Below are 22,458 nucleotides of genomic sequence, written 5' to 3'. Positions count from 1 at the left end.
TTACCGCTTGTATGCAAAATTCTAATCCGCTTTTCGCCCAAACCCAACCTTATTGGGATTTCCTTCGTATCGAAAAACAAGCCAGCCCTCATACTTTAAGTAATTATCAACGCCAACTGATGGCATCTTGCGAACTTTTTCTTCAAGCTGGCGTAAAAGACTGGGTTGATGTGGATAGTAGTGCCGTACGCTGGATGATTAGCCAAAGCCACAAGCAAGGGTTAAGTGCTAAAAGTATTGGATTGCGCATTGTTGCACTTCGTCAATGGTTACAGTTTCTCGTTGGGCAAGGTGTATTGAAAGTGAATCCTGCTGTTGGCATCAAAGCACCAAAAGTGGGAAAACATTTACCGAAAAATATAGATGCTGAACAGCTTGGCGAATTATTAAATATTGAAGAAACAGGGCCGTTGGCTGTGCGTGATCTAGCTATGATGGAATTAATGTATAGCTCAGGGTTACGTTTGTCTGAATTGCAAGGGCTTGATTTGGGCGATATGGATTTAGAGGGCGCAGAGGTGCGTTTATTCGGGAAAGGGAGTAAAGAGCGTATTGTGCCAATTGGGCGAAAAGCTATCACTGCATTGCAAAATTGGCTAGCTGTTCGAGCTAGCTTTGCTCCGAAAGATAATGCAGTATTTCTGAATCGCCGTGGAGGCCGACTTTCTCACCGTTCTATTCAGTTGATTATGGAAAAATGGGGTAAAAAGCAAGGGCTAGCAACGCATCTAAATCCACATAAATTACGCCACTCTTTTGCAACACATATGCTAGAAGGGAGCGGTGATTTACGTGCAGTGCAAGAGTTACTGGGACATAGCTCGCTATCAACCACGCAAATCTATACCCATCTAGATTTCCAACATCTGGCAACGGTTTACGATCAAGCGCATCCACGGGCAAGACGGAAAAAAGAGGAATAATTGATGACTCAAAAGCCTATTTTAGGATTTGTATTAGCGTTACTCGCTACGATGATGTGGGGAAGTTTACCCATTGCAGTAAAACAAGTCATGAAAGTAATGGATGCCCAGACATTGGTTTGGGCTCGGTTTGTTGTTGCGAGTGTAGGATTGTTATTAGTACTTGGATTTGCAAAAAAACTGCCAAAATTGACCGCTTGCAATGCCAAGACTTTGGGGTTAATTGCCTTAGGTACATTGGGGCTTTCAGGTAATTTCTTTTTAATTGCGGAAAGTTTGCATTCTATTTCTCCTACTACAACACAGGTGTTATGGCAGTTCTCACCTTTTACGATGATTTTTTTAGGCGTGTTGTTGTTTAAAGAACAATTTGGTTTTTTTCAAAAAATAGGCTCATTATTGCTATTGTTAGGATTAGTTGCTTTTTTTAATGATAAGTTTGACGAGCTGTTGCAATTAGGCGCTTATGCTATTGGGATCTTTGTTAGTTTATTAGGAAGCCTTATTTGGGTTTGTTATGGTATTGCCCAAAAATTGTTGCTAAAGCAATTTAGTTCGCAACAAATCTTGTTGATTATTTATACTTGTTGTGCCGTGTCGTTTTCCTTTGTGGCAACGCCAACACAAATTCCACAAATTGAAGGAGCCTTCTTTTGGGGATGTTTTATTTATTGCTGTTTAAATACCTTAATTGCCTATGGTTCTTATGGTGAGGCTTTGAATTTATGGGATACTTCAAAAGTCAGCCTAGTAACAACTTTGATTCCGATTTTCACAATGATTTTTTCTTTGCTTGGACATTTCTTTTTTCCTGAAATTTTTGAGCCATTAGAAATGAACCTGATTAGTTATTTGGGATCGATAGTTGTTGTAATAGGGGCTATGTTAGCTGCTGTAGGGGATAAATTTTTTCACCGCTATTCTTGACGTTAATCACGGGTTTATCCACAGATGATGGGGATAATTTTCTTCCTAATGTGAATAAGCGGTCATTTTTGTATAGAGATCTGCAAATTTATCCATAAGAAGAGGATTTTTCCACCAAAAAATTGCGTTTATCCAGTAGTTAAGATCCAAAATTTGGATCTTTTTTCGTTTTTAACGCAAACAAGAGATGACAACATTGCGTTGGGTTATCCTGAGTCTTTTCACATCTTTCCTTTGATTTATCCACAGATTTATTCACACAGGGGGATTTTCTTGTATAAAAGCCGGATTTATGAAACAATCAGGACATTTTTCAGTATTGATAGAATTAAGGTGGTCGAGTGATCGATTTCGATGGCTACCGCCCAAATGTTGGTATCGTTATTTGTAATAAACATGGACAAGTTCTGTGGGCAAAACGGTTTGGACAGAATTCGTGGCAGTTTCCGCAAGGAGGCATTAACGAAGGTGAAAACATTGAAACAGCAATGTACCGTGAGCTCTATGAAGAAGTCGGTTTAACGAAAAAAGATGTACGACTTATCTGGGCGTCAAAATATTGGTTGAAATATAAACTCCCGAAACGTTTGGTGCGTAATGAGGGAAATTGTAATCAGCCGGTGTGTATCGGACAAAAGCAGCGTTGGTTCTTACTGCAGTTAACGGCAGATGAATCGACTATCAACCTCAAAGCAACCAAGAATCCAGAGTTTGATGGCTGGCGTTGGGTAAGTTTTTGGTATCCCGTTAGACAAGTGGTTTCTTTTAAGCGCGATGTTTACCGTAAGGTAATGAAAGAGTTTGCTTTCGTATTATTTAATGAAAATCGCAAAACAGATTTAGAGCGAAATAGAAAACTTGAAAGAAAAGAGATTGTGCAGGTTGAGCGTTATGAGCCGAAGTCTGAAGGTTATAAGAAAGACGTACGCAGACCTTATCGGGCATGGCAATCAAATAAAGGGCGAGCATCATGATTGAATTTTTTGCACTTTGCTTATTATTGGGGACTGTAGTCGGCTTTTTAGCTGGCTTATTTGGTATCGGCGGTGGGTTAATTATTGTCCCAAGTTTGGTTTATCTCTTACCGATGATTGGGATTCCGCATGAATATTTAATGTCCACCGCATTAGGTACCTCTTTTGCAACAATTGTGGTGACAGCCTTTTCTTCAGCTCAGCGCCATCATAAATTAGGTAATGTAGATCTTTCAGTCAGTAAGATCTTTATTCCTACCATTATGGCATCTGTTTTCCTAGCAGGCTTGCTGATCAGCAATTTAGATACCCAGTTAATGACGCGTTTATTTGCGCTGATGGTATTTTACCTCGCAGGCAGAATGATCTTCTCTTTGAAAAAAGGGCCGGAAAATAAGCCATTAAATACCAAAGTGTTAGTGAGTGCTGGTGCCATTATTGGTGCGCTATCTAGTGTAGCTGGTATTGGCGGTGGTGCTTTTATCGTTCCGTTTCTTAATAGCCGTGGGCTTGAAATGAAAAAAGCAATCGGCACTTCTTCTTTCTGTGGTGCTTTTTTAGGGCTATCAGGCATGTTTAGCTTTATGGTTAGTGGCTGGGGCGTAAACGGTATGCCAGATTATTCATTGGGCTATATTTATTTACCTGCACTAGTTGGCATTACGTTAACTTCTTATTTCACTTCAAAATTAGGCGCCAATGCGGCAAATGTGCTGCCAGTGCCAATGCTTAAAAAAGCGTTTGCTGTGATGCTGGTTCTGATTGCCATCAATATGTTTTTAAAATAGGAAAATTATGCACGAACAATTTATTCAATTCCCGCAAATTAGTCCGATTATTTTCAGTTTAGGGCCGATTTCATTGCGCTGGTATGGTGTGATGTATCTTATCGGCTTTGGTTTTGCTTATTGGTTGGGAATGCGCCGTGCGAAAGCTTCAAACGGTATTTGGAGTACAGAACAAGTTGATCACCTTATCTACACCTGTTTCTGGGGCGTTGTGCTCGGTGGTCGCATTGGTGATGTCTTTTTTTATAATTTTCCCCGCTTTTTAGAAGACCCACTTTATCTATTTAGAATTTGGGAAGGCGGAATGTCGTTTCATGGTGGTCTAATTGGCGTTATTTTAGCCATGATTTGGTGCTCAGTTCGTCAAAAACGGAGTTTCTGGCAAACTGCAGATTTTATTGCGCCGTTAGTGCCATTTGGATTAGGGATGGGGCGCATTGGGAATTTCATTAACGACGAATTGTGGGGGCGCGTGACTGATGTGCCTTGGGCATTTGTTTCCCTAGGCGGTAACTTCCAACCACGTCATCCTTCACAGCTTTATGAATTTTTCCTAGAAGGCGTTGTGCTGTTTATTATTTTAAACGTCTTTATTCGCAAACCTCGCCCAATGGGTTCTGTAGCAGGATTATTTCTCATTGGTTATGGTGTGTTCCGCTTCTTAGTAGAATATGTCCGTGAGATGGATTTCTCTGTTAACCAAGTTGGCGATTTAATTACCCGTGGGCAATGGCTTTCTATGCCGATGATTTTCGGTGGAATATTGATTATGCTCTGGGCATATAAAACTAAAAAACAATAGCAACAAGCGGTCGGATTCAGGCAACAATTTGCAAAATGCCTTCAAAATCAGACCGCTTATTTTTTTGATAGAAGGAGAGAGAAAATGAGTCGATATAAAGTCATCGGATTTGATTTAGATGGGACTTTGGTAAACACTTTACCAGATTTAACATTAGTCGCTAATGGTATGTTTAGTGAGCATGGGTTACCAACCACGACCCAAGAAACTGTGCTTAGTTGGATTGGAAAAGGCGCAGATATTTTCTTCCAAAATGCGGTCGCTTCGACCGGTAAAGTATTTGATGCTGAGCAACTGAGCCAAATGCGTGCGAGTTTTGATAAGTATTATGCCACTTACGTTTGTGAAAAAAGTGAGCTCTACCCGAATGTGAAAAGCACGTTAGTTGCACTCAAAGAGAAAGGTTATACTTTAGTGGTGATTACCAATAAGCCTACACATTTAGTTGAGCCGGTATTAACCGCGTTTGGTATTTTTGAGTTATTTAGTGCAACGTTAGGTGGGCAATCTCTCCCCAAAATCAAACCGCACCCAGATCCAATGTTCTTCATTTGTCAGCAATTTAATATTGCGCCGCATGAAATGTTGTTTGTTGGCGATTCAGAGAATGATGTGATTGCCTCAAAAGCCGCAGGCTGTGATGTGGTTGGACTGACTTATGGCTATAACTACAATGTGCCGATTGCGAAAGCTGAGCCAACTTTTGTGGCGGATGATTTTGCTGATGTATTAAAAATAGTGGAAAAGTGATATGCTTAATTAAACATAGCACTTCTAATCACAATAATTAAACTTATTAAATAAGGATAAACCATGAAAAAAATAGTTTTAACATTATTTGCCTCTGCAACATTATTAACTGCTTGTGATCAAAATGTTCAAACAAAAAGTACACAATCGGCAGCGCCTGCAGCACAAACGGCACCAGCTCAACAAGCAGCACCTGTAATTGATTATAAGCAAGTGGCTCAAGAAAAAGCAGAAAAAGCAAAAGCAGCAGCCGAGGTTGCTAAGGCTAAAGCAGCACAAGCTAAGGAAAATCTGAAGCTAATGACGCAAAAATATGACGAAGCTAAAGCAATTTTAGCTCAAGGTGGTGAACAAGCTCAGCAGTTAGCAGATCAGAAAATTGCGGAAGGGAATGTATTCCAACAACAAGTCATCAAACTTTCTCAAGAAGCACAAGAAGCTGCAAAACAGGCTGATGGATTTGCAAAAGAGGCCGATGCGGCTTCTCAGCAATCTCATGCAAAAGCAAAATAAGTAAACTATACATACAAGCGGTCGAATTCTTACTAGATTTTGCAAAAAATCTATGGAATCCGACCGCTTGCGCTTTTCTCATGCCTTAATAACGGCTAAGATAGCCACCATTCCTTTCTAATCAATAAAAGAGATAATTATGAGCAAACCTATTGTATTTAGTGGCGTGCAGCCTTCTGGTGAATTAACGATTGGTAACTATTTAGGTGCACTACGCAACTGGGTGAAAATGCAAGACGATTATGACTGCCTATTTTGCATTGTTGATCTTCATGCTATTACCGTTCGCCAAGACCCACAAGCCTTACATAAAGCAAGTTTAGATGTTTTAGCCCTCTATTTAGCTTGTGGTATTGATCCTGAAAAAAGCACAATTTTCATTCAATCTCACGTGCCAGAACATACGCAATTAGCATGGATTTTAAACTGCTACACCTATTTCGGTGAAATGAGCCGCATGACGCAATTTAAAGATAAGTCTGCTCGTTATGAAGAGAATGTGAATGTTGGGTTATTTACTTATCCTGTGCTTATGGCGGCAGATATTCTGCTTTATCAAGCAAATCAAGTGCCAGTAGGGGATGACCAAAAACAACACTTGGAAATTACCCGTGATATTGCTAACCGTTTTAATGCGCTTTATGGCAAAAAATATGCAGAAGGCAATGTGATAGAGCCTGTTTTTGCTATTCCGGAAGTGTTTATTGCAAAAGCTGGTGCACGTGTGATGTCGTTGCTTGAGCCAACTAAAAAAATGTCTAAATCGGATGACAATCGTAATAATGTGATTACCTTGTTAGAAGATCCAAAATCAGTCGTGAAAAAAATCAAACGCGCGATGACCGATGGCGATGAACCACCTGTAGTGAAATATGACCCACAAAATAAAGCGGGCGTATCTAACTTGTTAGATATTCTTTCTGCAGTAAGTGGTAAAACCATTGCTGAATTAGAAGCTGAATTTGAAGGAAAAATGTATGGTCACTTAAAAACAGAAGTGGCAGAGCAAGTTTCTGGTTTACTCAGTGAATTACAAGCGCGTTATCATCACTATCGCCAAGATGAAGCATTATTAGAAAAAATCTTCCGAGAAGGCGCAGAAAAAGCGCGTGCAAGAGCGAAAAAAACCATTGATGAAGTTTACCGCTTAGTTGGCTTCGTACAATAATTTCTGTTATAGATTTTTAATAAAATAAAAACCTCTCAGGAGATATGCTGAGAGGTTTAGATTATTTAAGGAGTTCTGAAATACTAGATTTCATTTTAGCAATTTGTTCGCGATAAATATCTTGGTTTTCTACTTCATCAATTAACTGATTGACGGCTTCTGATAAGGTAATGCCTTGCGATTTGGCATATTTTGAAAGGCTTAACCAGCTAGCATATTCTAAATCAATTGATTTTTTACGCGTACTGAGCTTTTCGGCATTAAAGAAACGTTTACGTCGTGCGCGAATAGATTGTCGCATTTTTTTACGCTGCTCGGCGGTCATTTCTGATTTAATCCATTGCTCAATTTCTGCAGGAGAGTTTTGTAGGGTCGTCAGTAATTGCACTTTTAGCTCAACCAAACTTTGCTCTTCATGCTTAGTAATGTTTTCGCCTTCACGGTACTTTTTTAAGAGATATTTCCATTTCCAATTGGCTTCTTGGCTCTCTAATTTCTGATATCGCATTTTTCCCCCTTTTAAACCCCAACAGTATAGCGGAATTCGGTATAATAAACCAAATTTCTATAACGAGGTATTTTTGTGAGATTAAGCCCATTAGCTTGGCAATCGCTAACCCCCCAACATACTTTTTCGGACACTGCACAAGCGGTGCATTTTTTTGATTTTCAAACCGAAGCCAAACAAGCACTCAATCAATTTAAACGTCGTGCTTGTGGTAGCTTATTGGTAATGAAAACGGAAACATTTCCAGAATATATTCAAGCTATTGAAGATGATTTAATACAAGGTGCAACGCAACCTGTTTGTACCCAAATACATTTTGATAGCCAAATGCTTTTTGGTTATCAGGTTTTCTTAGAAAAAGAGAATCGTATTCAAACCGTTGATGGGCTACTAGCAAAAACAGAACCTCAAACAATAGTTTTGAGTATTAAAGCCTTATTATCAGATATTGCGCAGTGGGATAAATTAAAACAAGCGCTATTATTGGGCGAATACACACCGTTAGCGTTAACTCCGATTCCACAGAAAATTTTACCGATTAAAACCGCATTTAAACTGTTATTAGTGGGCAGTCGGGAAGACATCGCCGCATTATTTCAATATGACGATTCGCTTTATCATTTTGGTGAATATAGCGAAATTCATAATTATTTAACGGTAGACGCAAATAATATCCAGCAATGGGGCGATTATGTCCAAACGTTGACAAAACGCTATACCGAACAATCTTTGACGACTTCAGCATTAAGTGAGTTTTTTGCTCAGTATGCACGAGAAAGTGAAAGCCAAGATTTAGTGACGATTTCACCGACGAAAATTAAAAAAGATGTTACTTCGCTTGCAAATTATTTTGAAAATTTGACCGCTTGTCAGTCAATTTCAGCATATTTCCGTTATCAAGAAAAACAAGCTGCACAGCTCAACCAGTTTGCATTAAATGATATGTTAACGGATCAACTGCATATTGAAACGGAAGGAGAAAAGATTGGACAAATCAATGGGCTTTCGGTGATTGAGTTTGATGGCGTTCCCACCGCTTTTGGTGAGCCTTTACGAATCAGTTGTCAGGTGCGTTTTGGTGATGGCGAAATTACCGATATTGAGCGAAAAGTAGAATTAGGCGGGCATTTACACGCAAAAGGTATTCTTCTTGCTGAATCTTGCTTGATGAATTTATTGGAATTGCCCACTCAACTGCCATTCTCTGCCTCTCTCGCTTTTGAGCAATCTTATGGTGAGGTTGATGGTGATAGCTCTGCATTAGCCATTTTTTGTGTTTTAGTCAGTGCATTAGCAAAATTGCCATTACCACAATCTATTGCGCTGACTGGTGCGATTGATCAATTTGGTCAAGTACAAAGTGTGGGTGGCGTAAATCAGAAAATCGAAGGATTTTTCCAGCTTTGTCAGGCTCGCGGATTAACTGGAACACAGGGCGTGCTCATACCAAAAAGCTGTCTTTCGCATTTAAGCTTAAAATCTGAGCTAATTGAAGCAGTAAAAGCTAAACAATTTCATCTTTGGGCTGTTGAAGATGTGTTTGAGGCTTGCGAATTGCTATTTGGTTTACCGTTCTTTGAAGCAGAATCAGACGAAGAACAAGATACGCTTGCAAAAAGAATTCAGCAAGAATTGGCAGCACATCCAGATGAAGAGCATGCATCTATTTGGTCGCGTTTATTTGGGATATTTCTCAAACGTAACTCATCCGATTAGTTAGAATAATTTCAGCTAACAGTTGTTCACTAATTTAAAAGCCTGTACTATGCCAGTTAATTCTGAGCGCTGTGATAACAGGCTTTTTTTCTTTAAATAGGATTCTAAAAAATGAACAGTTGTACACCAAACATCAAATCTAGCTATACTTACGAAGACTTATTAGCCTCTGGTCGAGGAGAGTTATTCGGTAAAGAAGGCCCGCAATTACCTGCGCCAACCATGCTTATGATGGATAGAATTAACCTCATGACTGAAAACGGTGGTTTATTTGATAAAGGTTACATTGAAGCAGAATTAGATATCCATCCAGATCTTCCATTCTTTGCTTGCCACTTTATTGGTGATCCCGTCATGCCGGGCTGTTTAGGGCTTGATGCAATGTGGCAATTAGTCGGTTTCTTCCTTGGATGGATTGGTGGTAAAGGTAAAGGTCGTGCGTTAGGCGTGGGCGAAGTGAAATTTACAGGTCAAATTTTACCAACGGCAAAAAAAGTGGTTTATCGCATTCATATGAAACGTGTGATCAATCGCAAATTAGTGATGGGTTTAGCTGATGGTGAAGTAGAAGTAGATGGCCGCGTGATTTACACTGCAACCGACTTAAAAGTAGGTTTATTCCAAGATACTTCTGCCTTCTAATTATTTTTGCGATCTTGATCGAATAATCGCTTTCGATTGATTTACAGATTTTTATAAACGGTTCATATTCTGCTAAAAGAAGATGAACCGTTTTTTATGTCGCATTATTTTAAATTATTTCCTGCCTTTAGTCTGATTGAAGGGCTTATTACCCTAGCCATTTCTGTAATTGCACTTTATTTCATTTCGATGGTGGCTTTTCATTTACAAGATATTACTGCGCTAAACCAAGAAATTAACCAAATCCAAGCCTTTATTTATAAAATTCAAAGCAAAGCCCGTTATGAAAAGCGAAGTTATTCCTTAACTATTTCACAAAATGAAAAACAAAAATCCTGGTGTTTAATTGCGATTGAAAAACCTAAAAATAACCGAAAAGAAATGATATGCGACTGCCTAAATTTGACCGCTTGTTCATTACAAACAGACTATTTCTTATATCGCAATCAACATACTGATATTTTATTAAAAAATAAAAGTTTATATCCAAAAACGTTTATTAATATTGACGGCAGTGCTGGCAATCTTGAATCAAAATGTTTGCAAATTAACCGTCATGGTGTCATGGAGATTTTACAATATCAAGGAGGGCGGGCTTATGTTATTGATAAAGCGAAACGTAGCCAATGTAAGGATTAGCGCTTTTACCTTGATTGAATTATTACTGAGCTTAAGCCTTGCTAGTTTAATTTTATTAGGTGCCAGTAAGCTATATAGCGATTTTCAACTGAATCTACAAAAACAACAACGGCTGATGTGGTTACAAAAAGAATCGCATCAGTTGCTGAATTATTTACAGCAGCATTTGCAACATCTGGGTTATCAGGGAAGCTCCAGAGATCAGAGCAATTTTGAATTGTTTGAATATCAAGGCAGACGCTATGCTGAGTCAAATAAGAACTGTTTTATTTTTTTCTATGATGCGAATCATGATGGCTGTTTAGGCAAACGCAAAACAAAAAAATCTGCCTGTCGAATAGGAGAACTGAACCAAACCAGTGAATTAGCGAAAGAAATATTTGGCGTAAAAGTGGAGCATGGCGAACTTTCATTTTATGCAGATAATCAGTTAGAAAATTGTACTGGGGAGCTTTGCCAACAATTATTAACAAATTGTAGTAGTGGAAAGTGGCAGAAATTGATTACGCAAGCTGATTTTAAAGTAGAACAATTAACCTTTAAGTGGCTGGCAAAAAATCTTGTTAGTATTGCTTTAGTCTTAAGCTATCAAGATATTCGTTATGAGAATGAAGCGAAAGTGTTTATCTTAAATGCGGAAGATATGCCATGAACAAACAATTATTTCATGCCAGTAGTTTATTAGCTTCGTTAATTTTATTAAGTGGATTACTAATATTGCTTTTTCTCCATAAAGAAAGTTGGTTAGGTTTAGAATCTTCCAGTTTAATGGATTATGAGCGTTATTTATCGAGAAGAATTACCCTCTTAAACTCAATGTATAAAGAGGATGTTTGTCATGATAAAAAAGAATCTTTTGTAAAAATCAAAGTAGGTGAGGAAAGTTACCAATATGCTTGCCAAGAAAAGAGTATTTTTATTCATCCTAAACCCACTAAAGAAAAATATATTCAAGTAGATAATATTAAACATTACTTAGATGTTGATACTTATCGTTCAGAAATTTATTTCATTTCTCATTTGTCAGAGTTGCCAGAAACGACGATTTCAACACCTAAAATTGTAGTCGCAAAAAATGCGATTGATGAAAAATTAGAAAAAAACTTTTATGGCATAATTATTACCGATTATTATTTTGATATTACAGGCTCAAAAAAGATTTATGGTGTTTTATATTCTAGTTTTGATAATTTGAGAGAAGAGCGAAATTTAACATTTAGTCGTGCGGTAGTAGAGAATATTGCTGCCCGTTACGCACATTGGACACGTTTACCTTATTCTAATTATTTTTCAACTTATGAATAAATTATATCAAGCAGAAAGTTTTATCAGTATATTGGCTGCGATTGGTGTGTTGAGTGTAATGTTGCTTGGTTATCAAGGTTGGCAGCATCAACAAAATCGGCATACGATGCAACTTTATCAGCGCCAACAAGCGCTACAAATTGCAGAAAATCAATTAGCACTGCAATTTGCAGATAAGTCATGTGAACAACAAGCGGTGCAAAATTCACTAAAATTTACCATTTCTTGCCAGAGTGAAAAAGTGGAGGTGCGTTATCCACTCGGCAAGGTTGAAATTACACCTTAGCATCCGCTAATCGTTGAATCTTCCTGTTAATTCAAGCAAAATGCATATCGTATTTTTTGATGAGGTGGGAAGATGTTTACGGTTTATTACTCTAATAAATTATCGCCATTGAGCGAGATGCTAATTGAAGTTCAAAAAGTGGCACCCAATGATAATCCGTTTGAGCCTGAAACCATTTTGGTGCAAAGCCAAGGTATGGCTCAATGGTTGCAAATGCGAATGGCGGATGCTTTTGGCGTTGCTGGCCAGTTTGATTTCCCTTTCCCTACCAGTTTTTTATGGCAACAATATCGCCTATTATTTCCGCATTTGCCTAAAGAGAATATTTTTGAAAGACAAACCATGATTTGGCGCTTGATGCGGATTATTCCTAATTTATTTTCAGAACCAGAATGCCAAGTTTTAAAACATTATTTATCTGAAGAAAAATCAGCAACAGCATATCAATTAAAATTATTCCAACTTTCGAGTAAAATTGCAGATTTATTTGACCAATATTTAGTTTATCGTCCACATTGGTTATTGGCTTGGGAAAAAGAAGACTATCAAACAATTTTAAATGAATTACGTTCATCAGCTAATTCAACTGAATCGGATTCAGATGCCTTATTAACTAATATTATTTGGCAAGGTAAATTATGGTTGGCTTTAGTAAAAGATATTCAATCAGATACAGATGAATTAGTTTTCACTACCTCACATCGTGCTTATTTACAACAACAATATTTCTCTCGCTTAGATAATTTAACCGAAGAAGAGAAATTACTTTTACCGAAAAGAATTTTTATTTTCGGGATTTCCTCATTGCCAGCGAGTCAATTAGCCGTATTAAGTAAATTAAGTGAACATATTCAAGTGCATTTATTTTTCTTAAACCCAAGCGAAATGTATTGGGGAGATAATATTGAAGATCGTGTGGTAGAGAAAATTGCGCTAAAACAGTCTCTTTCTGAAGAAGATCTTCAGGCATTATTAGCACAACAAGGCAATCAATTATTGGCAATGTGGGCAAAACAAGGCCGAGAGTTTTTAGCGCAGTTAGTTGAGCTAGAACCCAACCAAATTGAGGTCTTTTTGCCACATGAAGAAACGCACGCATTAGCACAAATTAAAAATGCGATGCTTAATAATGAAAATGCGGTTATTCGTGAAAAAGATAGCTCTATCCAAGTGCATGCTTGCCATAGTTTGATGCGAGAAGTGGAAGTGCTACATAATCAGCTATTAAGCTATTTTGAGGAAAATCCTGCGCTTTCCCCGAAAGATATTATCGTGATGGCAGCGGATATTGAGCAATATGCGCCTTATATTCAAGCGGTCTTTTCTCGCTATAAAAAAGAAGATAGTCGTTATATTCCGTTTACGATTTCAGACCAACGGATGAGCCAGCTTGATCCAGTTATTGCGAGTTTCTTGCAATTACTCTCCATGAAAGAGAGTGAATTCAGCGCCGAAACCGTCTTTTCCTTACTAGAAGTGGTTGCGATTCGTGAAAAATTTTCGATAAGTGAAACTGAATTAGCGCGTTTAAGAAGTTGGATTAACGCAGCTGGCGTACGTTTAGGATTAAATATCGAACAACCGAATTGGCAAAATTACAACGCATGGGAAAATGGTATTGAACGATTGCTGCTCGGTATCTGTTTGAAAGCCGAAAATGGCATCTGGGAAGAGCGGATAGCGTTAGATGAAAGCTACGGGCTAAGTGCCGAAAGTGTGGGGAAATTAGCAAATTTCTTACAAAATCTGACCGCTTGGGCGGCGCTTTTACATCAAGAAAATTCCATTCAAATGTGGGCGGCAGCGCTACGTGATTTTGTGCAGCGTTTTTATGCAGATACCGCAGAAGCACAGATGGCGCTCAGCAGTATTGCAACAGAAATTGATCAGCTTGAAACGCGCATTATCCAAGCGCATTTTACAGCGCCGATTAGCCTCGAAGTATTGAATTTATTATTACAAGAGCGACTTAACCAAACGCAGAGTCATTTGACCTTTTTAGCCGGTAAAGTGAATTTCTGTACGCTGTTACCTATGCGGGCAATTCCATTTAAGGTGGTGTGCTTATTAGGCATGAATGAAGGCGAGTTCCCGCGTCAGCATACGCATAACGGTTTTGATTTAATGCAAATTAAGCCACAAAAAGGCGATCGTGCTAGACGAGATGATGACCGTTATTTGTTCCTCGAAGCGCTGCTTTCCGCTCAAGACATTTTCTATGTTAGCTATATTGGGCATACCTTAACCAAAAATGAACCGCTTTATCCATCTATTTTGGTTTCTCAGCTGTTAGAACAATTAGCGGGCGAATCAGGTGAAATCAAGCCAGCTGAGATGATAACCGATCATCCAATGACTAATTTTAGCCATAAAAATGAAGTGAGTTTTGATAATGAATGGCTACAAGTGTTTGCAAACCATGCAGAAATACAGCCATTTATGGATACCCAAGAAACCAATGCACGAGATGTTGGTCAGATAAACCTAGATGATTTAATTAGTTTTGTTCAATCGCCAATTAAACATTATTTTAATCAGAAATTAGGTATTTATTTTAACCACGTGGAAGATGAAATTGCAGAAACTGAACCATTTTCGTTTTCAGCGCTAGAAAATTACCACGTCTTAAATGCCTTGGTTGAAATTCAAGAAGATGAACTTAAGACTTTTATTTCGCATGAAAGATTAAAAGGGCAATTACCAGTTTCTTATTTTGGAGAATTAACGGCTAGAACATTAAATCAGAAAGTTTCAATATTACGTGAAGCCTTATCTGAATATTTAGTCATGTTGCCAGAAAATATTCATGTTGAGATGGATTTTACACCATGGCTAGATTTTAAATGTAAATTAGAAGGGCTTATTCCACACCGTTATCACAATAAAATCGTATTATGGCGGGTTGGTACTTTGCGAGATAAAGATTTGATTCAACTATGGATTTATCATTTAGTGTTATCGGCATTAGAGCGGAAAGAATCTGTTGTTTATTACTATTTAGATAAAGAAAAGCAAAATGAATTATCTATTTGCAAGTTTGGGTCTATTTCTCCAGAACAAGCTAAACAACAACTCGCTATTTATTTAAAAGATTATTTCACTTCTACAAGCCAGCTTGCATTGGTCGTGACTGAGAAAATTGAAGAGTATTTAGAAAATGGTGAGGAAACAACATTAGAAATGTTAGAAAAACTCACAGAAAGAAATGACGGCATTTATTTAAAACGGGTATTAAAACAAACAGAACAGATTAATACTCAGCAAATTTATCAAACCACAGAAAATTGGTTTAAAACGATGTTTGAACATCAGATTATTTAAGGGAAAAGCATGCAAAAATCTTATTTAACTCGGGCAGTGGCTACGGCTCTTTGTTCTCTTTTGGTATTAAGCAGCAGTACAAATGTCTTTGCAAAATCTTCTGAAAATCCGACCGCTTCTCAGGCTGCAGCATCAACAATGCCTGTACAATCTGGCTTTTCACTGATTCATACCACAATTAACAAAAGCCCAAATGATAAAGCAATTTATCAAGCAATTAAGTTAAATAATGAAATGATTGTGCTGTTAATTTCGGATGAAAAGGCGAATAAATCGCTTATGGCAACGGCAGTGCCAATTGGCTCAATGGAAGATCCGAATACGCAACAAGGTTTAGCGCATTACCTTGAGCATATGATTTTAATGGGCTCTAAACAGTATCCTGAAACCAATAGTTTAGATAACTTTCTCACTAAAAATGGAGGATATAATAATGCCTCAACGACAAGTTATCGCACAGCTTACTATTTTGAAGTGAATCATGATGCGTTTGATGAAGCGGTAACACGTTTTGCTGATACTTTCGCTTTTCCATTATTATCTGAAAAAAATGCGAAAAAAGAAATTAATGCTGTTAATGCAGAAATGATTCGTGCGAAATCTAGCGATGGACATTTATTAAATAGCGTCAATTTAGCCACGGTAAACCCTGCACATCCTGCCACAAAATTTACTGTTGGTAATCATGAAACATTATCGGATAAACCGAATAGTCAATTACAAACTGAATTAGAAAATTTCTATAAAAAGTATTATTCAGCCAATTTAACCAAAGCGGTTTTATATTCCAATCAACCTATTGAGAAATTAGCGAAGCTGGCAGAAAATACTTTAGGAAAAATGGAAAATAAACATTTAGTCGCACCTAAAGTCGATATTCCTTATTTGCGTGAGGAAGATAAAGGTGTTGTGATTGAATATAAACCGATTCAACCTGCTAAATTATTAGCAGTTTCTTTTGATATGCCAAATGATGAAGATAAATTTGCCAATAAAAGTGGTGAGTATTTAGCTTATTTGTTTAATAACAATACGGATGGCACTTTATCTGATTATTTAATTAAACAAGGGCTTTCTGATAGTGGTATTTCTGCAAGTAGTAGTGCAAACACGGTAAGAAACCGTGGTGATTTTACTTTTTATGTTGCATTAACCGAAAAAGGTTTGAAAGAGAAAGATAAAATTATTTCGTTAATTTTCCAACAAATTGAGCAAGTAAAAAAAGCCGGCATTCAAGAAAGTTATTTCAAAGAATTACAAGAGAGCTTAAAACAAGAATTTGCCCATCTGCAAGTAGAAAAAGATGGCAATTATATTGAATGGCTTGCTGAACAAATGTTGTTTTATCCGTTAGAACACGTTTTAGATGAAAGTTATTTAGCTGAGAAAATGGATACGCAAGCAATTGAAGCAAAATTGGCTGAAATGACATTGGATAATGCGCGTATTTTAGTCGTTTCCGAGCAAGCAAAAACGGATCAAAAAACACCTTATTTTGAAGCAGGTTATCATATCGCCAAAATCAGTGAGGCAGAAAAAGCAAAATGGTTAGATTTTAGTCAAAACCCTGAGTTAAAACTGCCGGCGCTTAATCCTTATTTTGCGACTGATTTTTCGCTTATTGAGCGTGATGATCGCAGTAAGCCTAAAATGATCGATACCGCAAAAGGCACTAGAATTTATGCGATGCCAAGCCACTATTTCCCACAAGATCCAAAAGCGCGGGTCTCAATCAATTTTGGGATTATGCCGAAAAATGACGATCTCAAAACTACCGTGGCGAGCGCATTGTTAAATTATATGAATGCATTATCGCAAACGCAGTTGGATTTTCAGGCTTCTGTAGCAGGAATGGAAAGCAGTGTAAGCGGGAAAACGAACGGTTTCTCGCTACAAGCGGAAGGTTATACCCAACATTTAGCAAAATTGATGCTCGATAAACTGCGTAATTTCAGCGAATTTGAACTCAATGACGTTTTCCTAGCGCAAGCGAAGCAGCGTTATTTGGAAGGGTTAGATGGCTTGAAAAAAGCAAATAGTATGAACCAAGCTAATGAAACAATTAGCAATTTCAGTGGATATCCTTATTTTGAAGAGCAAGCACAACGTGAAATGCTCAAACAAATTACCCTAGCGGATATTCAAAAAGTACGCGAAAGATTACTAAATGCTCCAACAAGCCTTACGCTACTTTCTGTCGGGAATTTTACGGATGCGCAAGTAAAAGCATTAGCGCAAGCGGCAGAAAAGATCGTAAAAAATCAAAATAGCGAATTGGCACGCTCACGTTATTTGTCGGTAGAAGGTTCAACGCGTAAATTAAATGCGATTAAAAATGTGCCTAATGAAGATAATGCGCTGATTGTCATGATGATGGCTAATGGCTATGAAGAATTTAGCGGTAGAGCGCGAGCATCATTATTACGCGATATGATTGGACGTTGGTATTTTGATGATTTACGTACCAATAAACAGCTTGGCTATGTAGTGTATGCAACCGATGCGCATATTGGTACCACATCAGGATTACGCTTTATGGTACAAAGCCCGAATAGCTCACCTAAAGCGATTATGGCGCATAACGAACGCTTCTTTAAAGAAACGCTCACTAAATTAGAAGATTTAACAGAAGCTGAATTTAACCGCTATAAACAGAGTTTGCTAGAAAAATTGGATCGTAAGCCTGAATCACTGGCTTTAGAATTTAGCGAGTTTACGTCTGATTTAGCCCGCAATAATCCAGACTTTAACCAACGCGCTAAAACGATTGAGGCAGTGAAAGCACTCACACATCAAGATATTGTGAAATTCTATCGAGATGCGGTGATTGAGCAAAAAGGTTTAGTCTTTATTAGCCAAGCATTAGGGACAAAAACGAAATCGGAAGAAGCAGTGCAACCTGCCGGATTTGAGAAAGTTGAAAGCATTGAAGCATTGCAAAAAGGATTTGAAGTCAAGTTTTACGATGAAGTGAAATAACTTTTAATAATTTGGATAAAGCAACGAAGTAAAATATATTTCGTTGCTTTTTATTATGCGTTTAGGTTAGAACCGTATTGTTGTAGAACATCTTAAAAACCTTAAATGTTGGAAGACATTGCCCTGTTTTAAAGGGATTACTTTTGAGTGAAATCGGTGGAATGTGGAATATTGAAAGGTTGGTTAATATAAAGAAAAATATGCCTGATTTTTTAAGGCCTTTTATTAACATCTACAGTTTTAAGTATTGAAAAAGATAAATAAGTAGGTTTATATAAAGCAAAAAATGCGGCTAATGCCGCATTTTTTATGTTTGTGCTATTCCCCAAAAGAAGAGATATATTTTTGTTGAATAAATTCAGGTTTGAGCAGATCTTCAATTTCTGCCCAATCTAAAGCAAGGGTGGTTTGTGTATCTGGTTCAAGTTCGCCAGGATTATAGTGGAAATTAAACCCTTCATCGTTAAAGTCGAAGTTGGTATTTACTTTAAAATTCTCTTTGCGCATATCCACGTCTTTGCGTGCGCCATAATCAGTATATTTTTCCCAAAGTAGCGCGTTAAGTTTAGCTTGGCTATCGGCTTTGAACACATCATTGAATTCAATTTGCTTACGAGTATCAAGATCAAAATTTAAGAAATAGCTATGTCCTGCGCCATGAGCACCGCCGCCAAATTCGTAATCGTTAACAATAAAGGTGGCAAGTTTTCCTTTTTGTCTTAAGAAGTAAATACTTAAACTTTTATCAATGCCAAAAACAGCGCCTTGAGCCATCTCTTTTTTAGTTTCCTGATAAAAGGCTTTATAAGCTTCGGCTAGTTGTGTTTTATCTAAATTTTTAGTTTTATCCAGTTGAATCGCATTTAATAATTTCGCATTAAGCCAATCAATATTGGTGTGTAGTGTAGCGATCTCAAAACGAAATTCTTCTTCACCTTCTCGGTGATAAGATTTTGGATAAGGTAGCATTTCTCTTGCTTCAAAAATGAATTCTTTCTCAGCAAAAATGGCTGGAATGATATTTTCTAGCTTGGCTTTTTCGGCATTTAATGCGGCTTTTAATTGGGTATTTTCTGTCGTCAGCTGGTTAATGATTTGCGTTTGTTCCGCCAGCTTAGCTTGTGCCTCTTTATCTTCACAACCACTTAAAAAAGTAGTTGCCACTAAAATGGCAGCAACAAAGATGTTTTTTTTCATATTATCCTCGTTTATAGATAACGTTCTACTAATTTTGCCAAAGCATGAATATGTGCAGGGTTTGCATTCAACGCTGGAATATAGCGATAACTTTCGCCACCCGCATTTATAAAGTTCTCTTTATTTTCTTCTGCAATTTCTTCTAAGGTTTCTAAGCAATCAGCAGAAAAACCAGGGCAGATAACCGCTACTTTTTTTATTCCTTGTGCTGGGTATTGCTCAAGAGTGATATCAGTATAAGGTTGTAGCCATTCTTCATTACCAAAGCGAGATTGGAAAGCCATTTGCCATTGTTCAGGTTGTAAATTGAGTGCTTCTGTCACAAGTTTCGCGGTTTCACGGCAGTGATCTGGATAAAAATCGCCTTCGGTTTCATAGCGTTTTGGAATGCCATGAAATGAGAAAAGTAATTTTTCATCTTCGGTTAATGTAATGGTTTCAGCTAACGCTTGGATATAAAGAGGATCATCGTGATAGTGATGGATAAATTCAAACGGCACGATGCCACGTTGCTGGAGAAGCCCTTTCGCAAAAGCATCAAATACTGAAGCGGTAGTTGTGCTGCTATATTGTGGGTAAAGCGGCAGAATAATAATTTTACTAACGCCTGCACGAATAAGACGATCGGTTGCGCTTGCCATACTTGGATTGCCGTAAGTCATGCCTAATTCAACGATTACATTTTGTTCAGTTTCATCAAAATAGGTTTGTAGCGCTTGCTGCTGCTGGCGAGAGATGGCTAAAAGCGGAGAGCCGTTTTCTGTCCAAATTGCTTGATAAAGCTTGGCGACTTTTGGTGATCGGCGAGGGAGGATGATCGTATTTAAAAGCGGCTGCCAACGCCATTTCGGTAAATCAATGACGCGGGCATCGTTTAGAAATTGCTTTAAATAGCGTTTTACCGCATCAGTGGTAGGTTCATCAGGCGTGCCTAAATTGGCAATAAGGAGGCCGATTTTTTGGGTTGTCATAGAAATTTCTCTCGGTCAGTAAAATAATCTCCCCTATTATACAGGGGCAAGCGGTTGAATTCTTAGAAATTTTTGCAAACAAATTTAGGACTGATTGCGTTTTTACCTTGCTTTTTGTTTTATTAGTCGATAAAATGACGACCTCTTTTTATGGTTCTTATTTGGCATTAAATGCCAATAATTTAAATTTTAGGTAGATAGAATGAAACGTACATTTCAACCTTCAGTATTAAAACGTGCTCGTACTCACGGTTTCCGTGCTCGTATGGCTACTAAAAACGGTCGTCAAGTTTTAGCGCGTCGTCGTGCTAAAGGTCGTAAATCTTTATCTGCATAATTTGCAGCTAAAGCAAGCTAAATCACAATAGTGAAGATGCTAACTTTTTCTCGGGAGCTACGTTTGTTAGCTCCCGTTCAATTTAAAGCTGTCTTTGAAAATCCTCATCGTGCCAGCACCCCTCAAATGACACTTTTAGCGCGTGAAAATGATGCTAATTTGCCTCGTCTCGGTTTAACCGTTGCTAAAAAACATCTTAAAAGAGCACATGATCGCAATCGTATTAAACGTATTGTGCGAGAATCTTTCCGTTTAAAACAACACGAATTGCCGCATTTTGACTTTGTCTTTGTTGCCAAAGGTGGCATTGGTAAGTTAGATAATCAAACACTGTTTGAAACTTTGGAAAAACTATGGGCAAGACACATTCGTCTAAGCAAACAAGCTGCAACGAGCGAAAAACGCCCGTAACCTCTCCTTCTTTCGGGGCGAAATTATTATTGCTCCCAATCTATTTTTATCGTTATGCCATTAGTCCACTCATTGGCCCACGTTGTCGTTTTTACCCAACCTGTTCCACTTATGCTGTTGAAGCAATTAAATTACACGGCGCATTGAAGGGCGGTTGGTTAGCCTTAAAACGTATTGCTCGTTGCCATCCGTGGAGCGAAGGCGGCGAAGATCCTGTTCCGCCAGCAAATAAAAAAGCTTGCTGTGAACATCACAACAAGCCTGATCATTAACGATAATTTTTCGCTGAATAAACCTTAAATTTATTGGATTTGGCTAACAGTTGGTGTGAGCCAAAGGCTTTATCTAATAAATCCGGATAAGGCAAAAAGGCATTCGCGACAATGCGTAATTCCCCACCGCGATTAAGATGTTGTTTGGCTTCTAAAATCAATTTTTCGACCGCTTGATAGGCGGTATCAATCCCATCATGGAATGGGGGATTGGAAACAATTAAATCAAAACGCCCATCAATATGTGAAAAGACATCACTAGCAATGACTTCTCCCTTTAATGCATTTTCTTCTAGCGTACGTGTTGTCGAGGCAAGTGCCATAGCATGAATATCGCTAAGGGTCAGATCAATATTGGGATTTTGCTGTTTTAAAGTCGCCCCAATCACACCCGCTCCGCAACCTAAATCTAATACTTTTCCGCCCAATTTTTCTGCCTCAAAAGTGGAAAGTAATAAATGTGTGCCACCATCTAATTCTGCTGAACTGAATACGGCAGGCAGTGCGAAAATATTTAGCGCTTGCAAGCGGTAAGATTTCCAAAAAGTTTTGCAATCAAAGTTAGGGTTGGTTTGCAAGTTGAAATAGTAGAGTCCACAGCGACGAGCAGAATCAATTTTTGCGATTTCACCGAATGGAGAGAGCATTTTTTCGACTGAGCGCACGCCCGCACGATTTTCTCCAACGATAAGTAGCGTTTGCCCAATGGGTGCTTGAGAAAGCCATTGATAGAGTTGAAATTGGCATTCTTGTTTATTTTTTGTCCAATAAAAAATACCTAAATCAGCTTGATGATAGTTTTCTAGGCTAAATTCTACCTTAGTATGCTGATTTGCATAGTCAAAGTATTGACTTACGACTTCCACTTTTGTACTGTTTTTACATTGTGAGGCAAAATTATCTCGAATATGCCCGAAAAATAGCAAGGACTTACCGTCAAATAAATGTTCATGGCGAGCAAGTACTTCGCTTTCAATGGTTAACATAAGGTTCCTTTTCTAATTAAAATAATTTCCGCATTTTACCGAG

Annotated in this window: 23 protein-coding genes; 19 read left to right on the top strand and 4 right to left on the bottom strand. The window is 38.0% G+C overall.

Features of this window, described 5'->3' with window-relative positions:
• The first annotated feature begins 11 nt into the window (after nucleotides 1-11).
• From xerC to trpS, 8 genes are all read left to right on the top strand, one after another.
• Complete coding sequence (gene xerC / locus HSP_RS0106105; protein ID WP_007523901.1) at nucleotides 12-923, top strand: tyrosine recombinase XerC; 912 nt, start codon at nucleotides 12-14, stop codon at nucleotides 921-923.
• Nucleotides 924-926: 3 nt separating this feature from the next.
• Nucleotides 927-1,850, top strand: a complete 924-nt coding sequence (locus HSP_RS0106100; RefSeq protein ID WP_007523729.1) for a DMT family transporter — start codon at nucleotides 927-929, stop codon at nucleotides 1,848-1,850.
• 341 nt (nucleotides 1,851-2,191) lie between these two features.
• Nucleotides 2,192-2,824 (top strand): RNA pyrophosphohydrolase, encoded by a 633-nt coding sequence (gene rppH, locus HSP_RS0106095; RefSeq protein ID WP_007523869.1) that lies wholly within the window; start codon nucleotides 2,192-2,194, stop codon nucleotides 2,822-2,824.
• Entirely contained in the window at nucleotides 2,821-3,612 is a 792-nt protein-coding gene (locus HSP_RS0106090) for a sulfite exporter TauE/SafE family protein (RefSeq protein WP_007523848.1), read from the top strand. Before rppH ends, HSP_RS0106090 begins: the two co-directional genes overlap by 4 nt.
• A 7-nt stretch (nucleotides 3,613-3,619) precedes the next feature.
• The gene (gene lgt, locus HSP_RS0106085) at nucleotides 3,620-4,414 is read left to right on the top strand and encodes a prolipoprotein diacylglyceryl transferase (RefSeq protein WP_007523759.1); all 795 of its coding nucleotides are present in this window, start codon (nucleotides 3,620-3,622) and stop codon (nucleotides 4,412-4,414) included.
• A gap of 84 nt (nucleotides 4,415-4,498) precedes the next feature.
• Nucleotides 4,499-5,164 carry a phosphoglycolate phosphatase gene (locus tag HSP_RS0106080; protein WP_007523670.1) on the top strand — a complete coding sequence of 222 codons (666 nt, stop codon included), beginning with the start codon at nucleotides 4,499-4,501 and terminating at the stop codon, nucleotides 5,162-5,164.
• 63 nt (nucleotides 5,165-5,227) lie between these two features.
• Nucleotides 5,228-5,677, top strand: a complete 450-nt coding sequence (locus HSP_RS0106075; protein WP_007523914.1) for a hypothetical protein — start codon at nucleotides 5,228-5,230, stop codon at nucleotides 5,675-5,677.
• A gap of 139 nt (nucleotides 5,678-5,816) precedes the next feature.
• Nucleotides 5,817-6,845: a tryptophan--tRNA ligase gene (gene trpS, locus HSP_RS0106070; RefSeq protein ID WP_007523865.1), complete on the top strand. Its 1,029-nt coding sequence runs from the start codon at nucleotides 5,817-5,819 to the stop codon at nucleotides 6,843-6,845.
• A 61-nt stretch (nucleotides 6,846-6,906) separates the two neighbouring features.
• Here the strand turns inward: trpS and matP are convergent, their stop codons facing one another.
• The gene (gene matP / locus HSP_RS0106065) at nucleotides 6,907-7,353 is read right to left on the bottom strand and encodes a macrodomain Ter protein MatP (protein ID WP_007523829.1); all 447 of its coding nucleotides are present in this window, start codon (nucleotides 7,351-7,353) and stop codon (nucleotides 6,907-6,909) included.
• Between the two features lie 75 nt (nucleotides 7,354-7,428).
• Between matP and HSP_RS0106060 the strand changes: the two genes are divergently transcribed.
• From HSP_RS0106060 to ptrA, 8 genes are all read left to right on the top strand, one after another.
• The gene (locus HSP_RS0106060; RefSeq protein WP_007523791.1) at nucleotides 7,429-9,069 is read left to right on the top strand and encodes a S16 family serine protease; all 1,641 of its coding nucleotides are present in this window, start codon (nucleotides 7,429-7,431) and stop codon (nucleotides 9,067-9,069) included.
• Between the two features lie 111 nt (nucleotides 9,070-9,180).
• Complete coding sequence (gene fabA, locus HSP_RS0106055; RefSeq protein WP_007523727.1) at nucleotides 9,181-9,711, top strand: bifunctional 3-hydroxydecanoyl-ACP dehydratase/trans-2-decenoyl-ACP isomerase; 531 nt, start codon at nucleotides 9,181-9,183, stop codon at nucleotides 9,709-9,711.
• A gap of 96 nt (nucleotides 9,712-9,807) precedes the next feature.
• Nucleotides 9,808-10,350 carry a pilus assembly FimT family protein gene (locus HSP_RS0106050; RefSeq protein WP_007523677.1) on the top strand — a complete coding sequence of 181 codons (543 nt, stop codon included), beginning with the start codon at nucleotides 9,808-9,810 and terminating at the stop codon, nucleotides 10,348-10,350.
• Nucleotides 10,310-11,002 carry a hypothetical protein gene (locus tag HSP_RS0106045; RefSeq protein WP_007523714.1) on the top strand — a complete coding sequence of 231 codons (693 nt, stop codon included), beginning with the start codon at nucleotides 10,310-10,312 and terminating at the stop codon, nucleotides 11,000-11,002. Before HSP_RS0106050 ends, HSP_RS0106045 begins: the two co-directional genes overlap by 41 nt.
• The gene (locus tag HSP_RS0106040) at nucleotides 10,999-11,655 is read left to right on the top strand and encodes a DUF2572 family protein (protein WP_007523676.1); all 657 of its coding nucleotides are present in this window, start codon (nucleotides 10,999-11,001) and stop codon (nucleotides 11,653-11,655) included. The genes HSP_RS0106045 and HSP_RS0106040 overlap by 4 nt, the downstream gene beginning before the upstream one ends.
• The gene (locus HSP_RS0106035) at nucleotides 11,648-11,941 is read left to right on the top strand and encodes a DUF5374 domain-containing protein (protein ID WP_007523871.1); all 294 of its coding nucleotides are present in this window, start codon (nucleotides 11,648-11,650) and stop codon (nucleotides 11,939-11,941) included. The genes HSP_RS0106040 and HSP_RS0106035 overlap by 8 nt, the downstream gene beginning before the upstream one ends.
• A gap of 72 nt (nucleotides 11,942-12,013) precedes the next feature.
• Nucleotides 12,014-15,262 (top strand): exodeoxyribonuclease V subunit gamma, encoded by a 3,249-nt coding sequence (gene recC / locus HSP_RS0106030; RefSeq protein ID WP_010129404.1) that lies wholly within the window; start codon nucleotides 12,014-12,016, stop codon nucleotides 15,260-15,262.
• A gap of 9 nt (nucleotides 15,263-15,271) precedes the next feature.
• The gene (ptrA, locus tag HSP_RS0106025) at nucleotides 15,272-18,241 is read left to right on the top strand and encodes a pitrilysin (RefSeq protein WP_010129403.1); all 2,970 of its coding nucleotides are present in this window, start codon (nucleotides 15,272-15,274) and stop codon (nucleotides 18,239-18,241) included.
• A 318-nt stretch (nucleotides 18,242-18,559) separates the two neighbouring features.
• On the opposite strand, the gene HSP_RS0106020 is transcribed toward ptrA, so the two are convergent.
• Nucleotides 18,560-19,438, bottom strand: coding sequence for a DUF3298 domain-containing protein (locus HSP_RS0106020; protein ID WP_010129402.1), 879 nt, complete (start codon nucleotides 19,436-19,438; stop codon nucleotides 18,560-18,562).
• A gap of 11 nt (nucleotides 19,439-19,449) precedes the next feature.
• Nucleotides 19,450-20,409, bottom strand: a complete 960-nt coding sequence (gene hemH, locus HSP_RS0106015; protein ID WP_007523749.1) for a ferrochelatase — start codon at nucleotides 20,407-20,409, stop codon at nucleotides 19,450-19,452.
• A gap of 202 nt (nucleotides 20,410-20,611) precedes the next feature.
• Here hemH and rpmH point away from each other — a divergent pair, with 202 nt between their 5' ends.
• The 3 genes from rpmH to yidD are packed head-to-tail and all read left to right on the top strand — an operon-like array spanning nucleotide 20,612 to nucleotide 21,429.
• Nucleotides 20,612-20,746: a 50S ribosomal protein L34 gene (gene rpmH, locus HSP_RS0106010; RefSeq protein ID WP_005599701.1), complete on the top strand. Its 135-nt coding sequence runs from the start codon at nucleotides 20,612-20,614 to the stop codon at nucleotides 20,744-20,746.
• Nucleotides 20,747-20,776: 30 nt separating this feature from the next.
• Nucleotides 20,777-21,157, top strand: coding sequence for a ribonuclease P protein component (rnpA, locus tag HSP_RS0106005; protein WP_371475854.1), 381 nt, complete (start codon nucleotides 20,777-20,779; stop codon nucleotides 21,155-21,157).
• Nucleotides 21,100-21,429 (top strand): membrane protein insertion efficiency factor YidD, encoded by a 330-nt coding sequence (gene yidD / locus HSP_RS10935; protein WP_039791846.1) that lies wholly within the window; start codon nucleotides 21,100-21,102, stop codon nucleotides 21,427-21,429. Before rnpA ends, yidD begins: the two co-directional genes overlap by 58 nt.
• Here yidD and rsmC read toward each other — a convergent pair.
• On the bottom strand, nucleotides 21,426-22,415 hold the full coding sequence (rsmC, locus tag HSP_RS0105995) for a 16S rRNA (guanine(1207)-N(2))-methyltransferase RsmC (RefSeq protein ID WP_007523656.1): 990 nt from the start codon (nucleotides 22,413-22,415) through the stop codon (nucleotides 21,426-21,428). The two genes, yidD and rsmC, sit on opposite strands and share 4 nt — an antisense overlap.
• Nucleotides 22,416-22,458 lie beyond the last annotated feature (43 nt).

The organism is Haemophilus sputorum CCUG 13788, from assembly GCF_000238795.1.
In the GTDB taxonomy this organism is placed as follows: Bacteria; Pseudomonadota; Gammaproteobacteria; order Enterobacterales; family Pasteurellaceae; genus Haemophilus_A; species Haemophilus_A sputorum.
The sequence above is the reverse complement of the archived record's forward strand: the minus strand, read 5'-3'. Positions and strand labels throughout refer to the sequence as shown.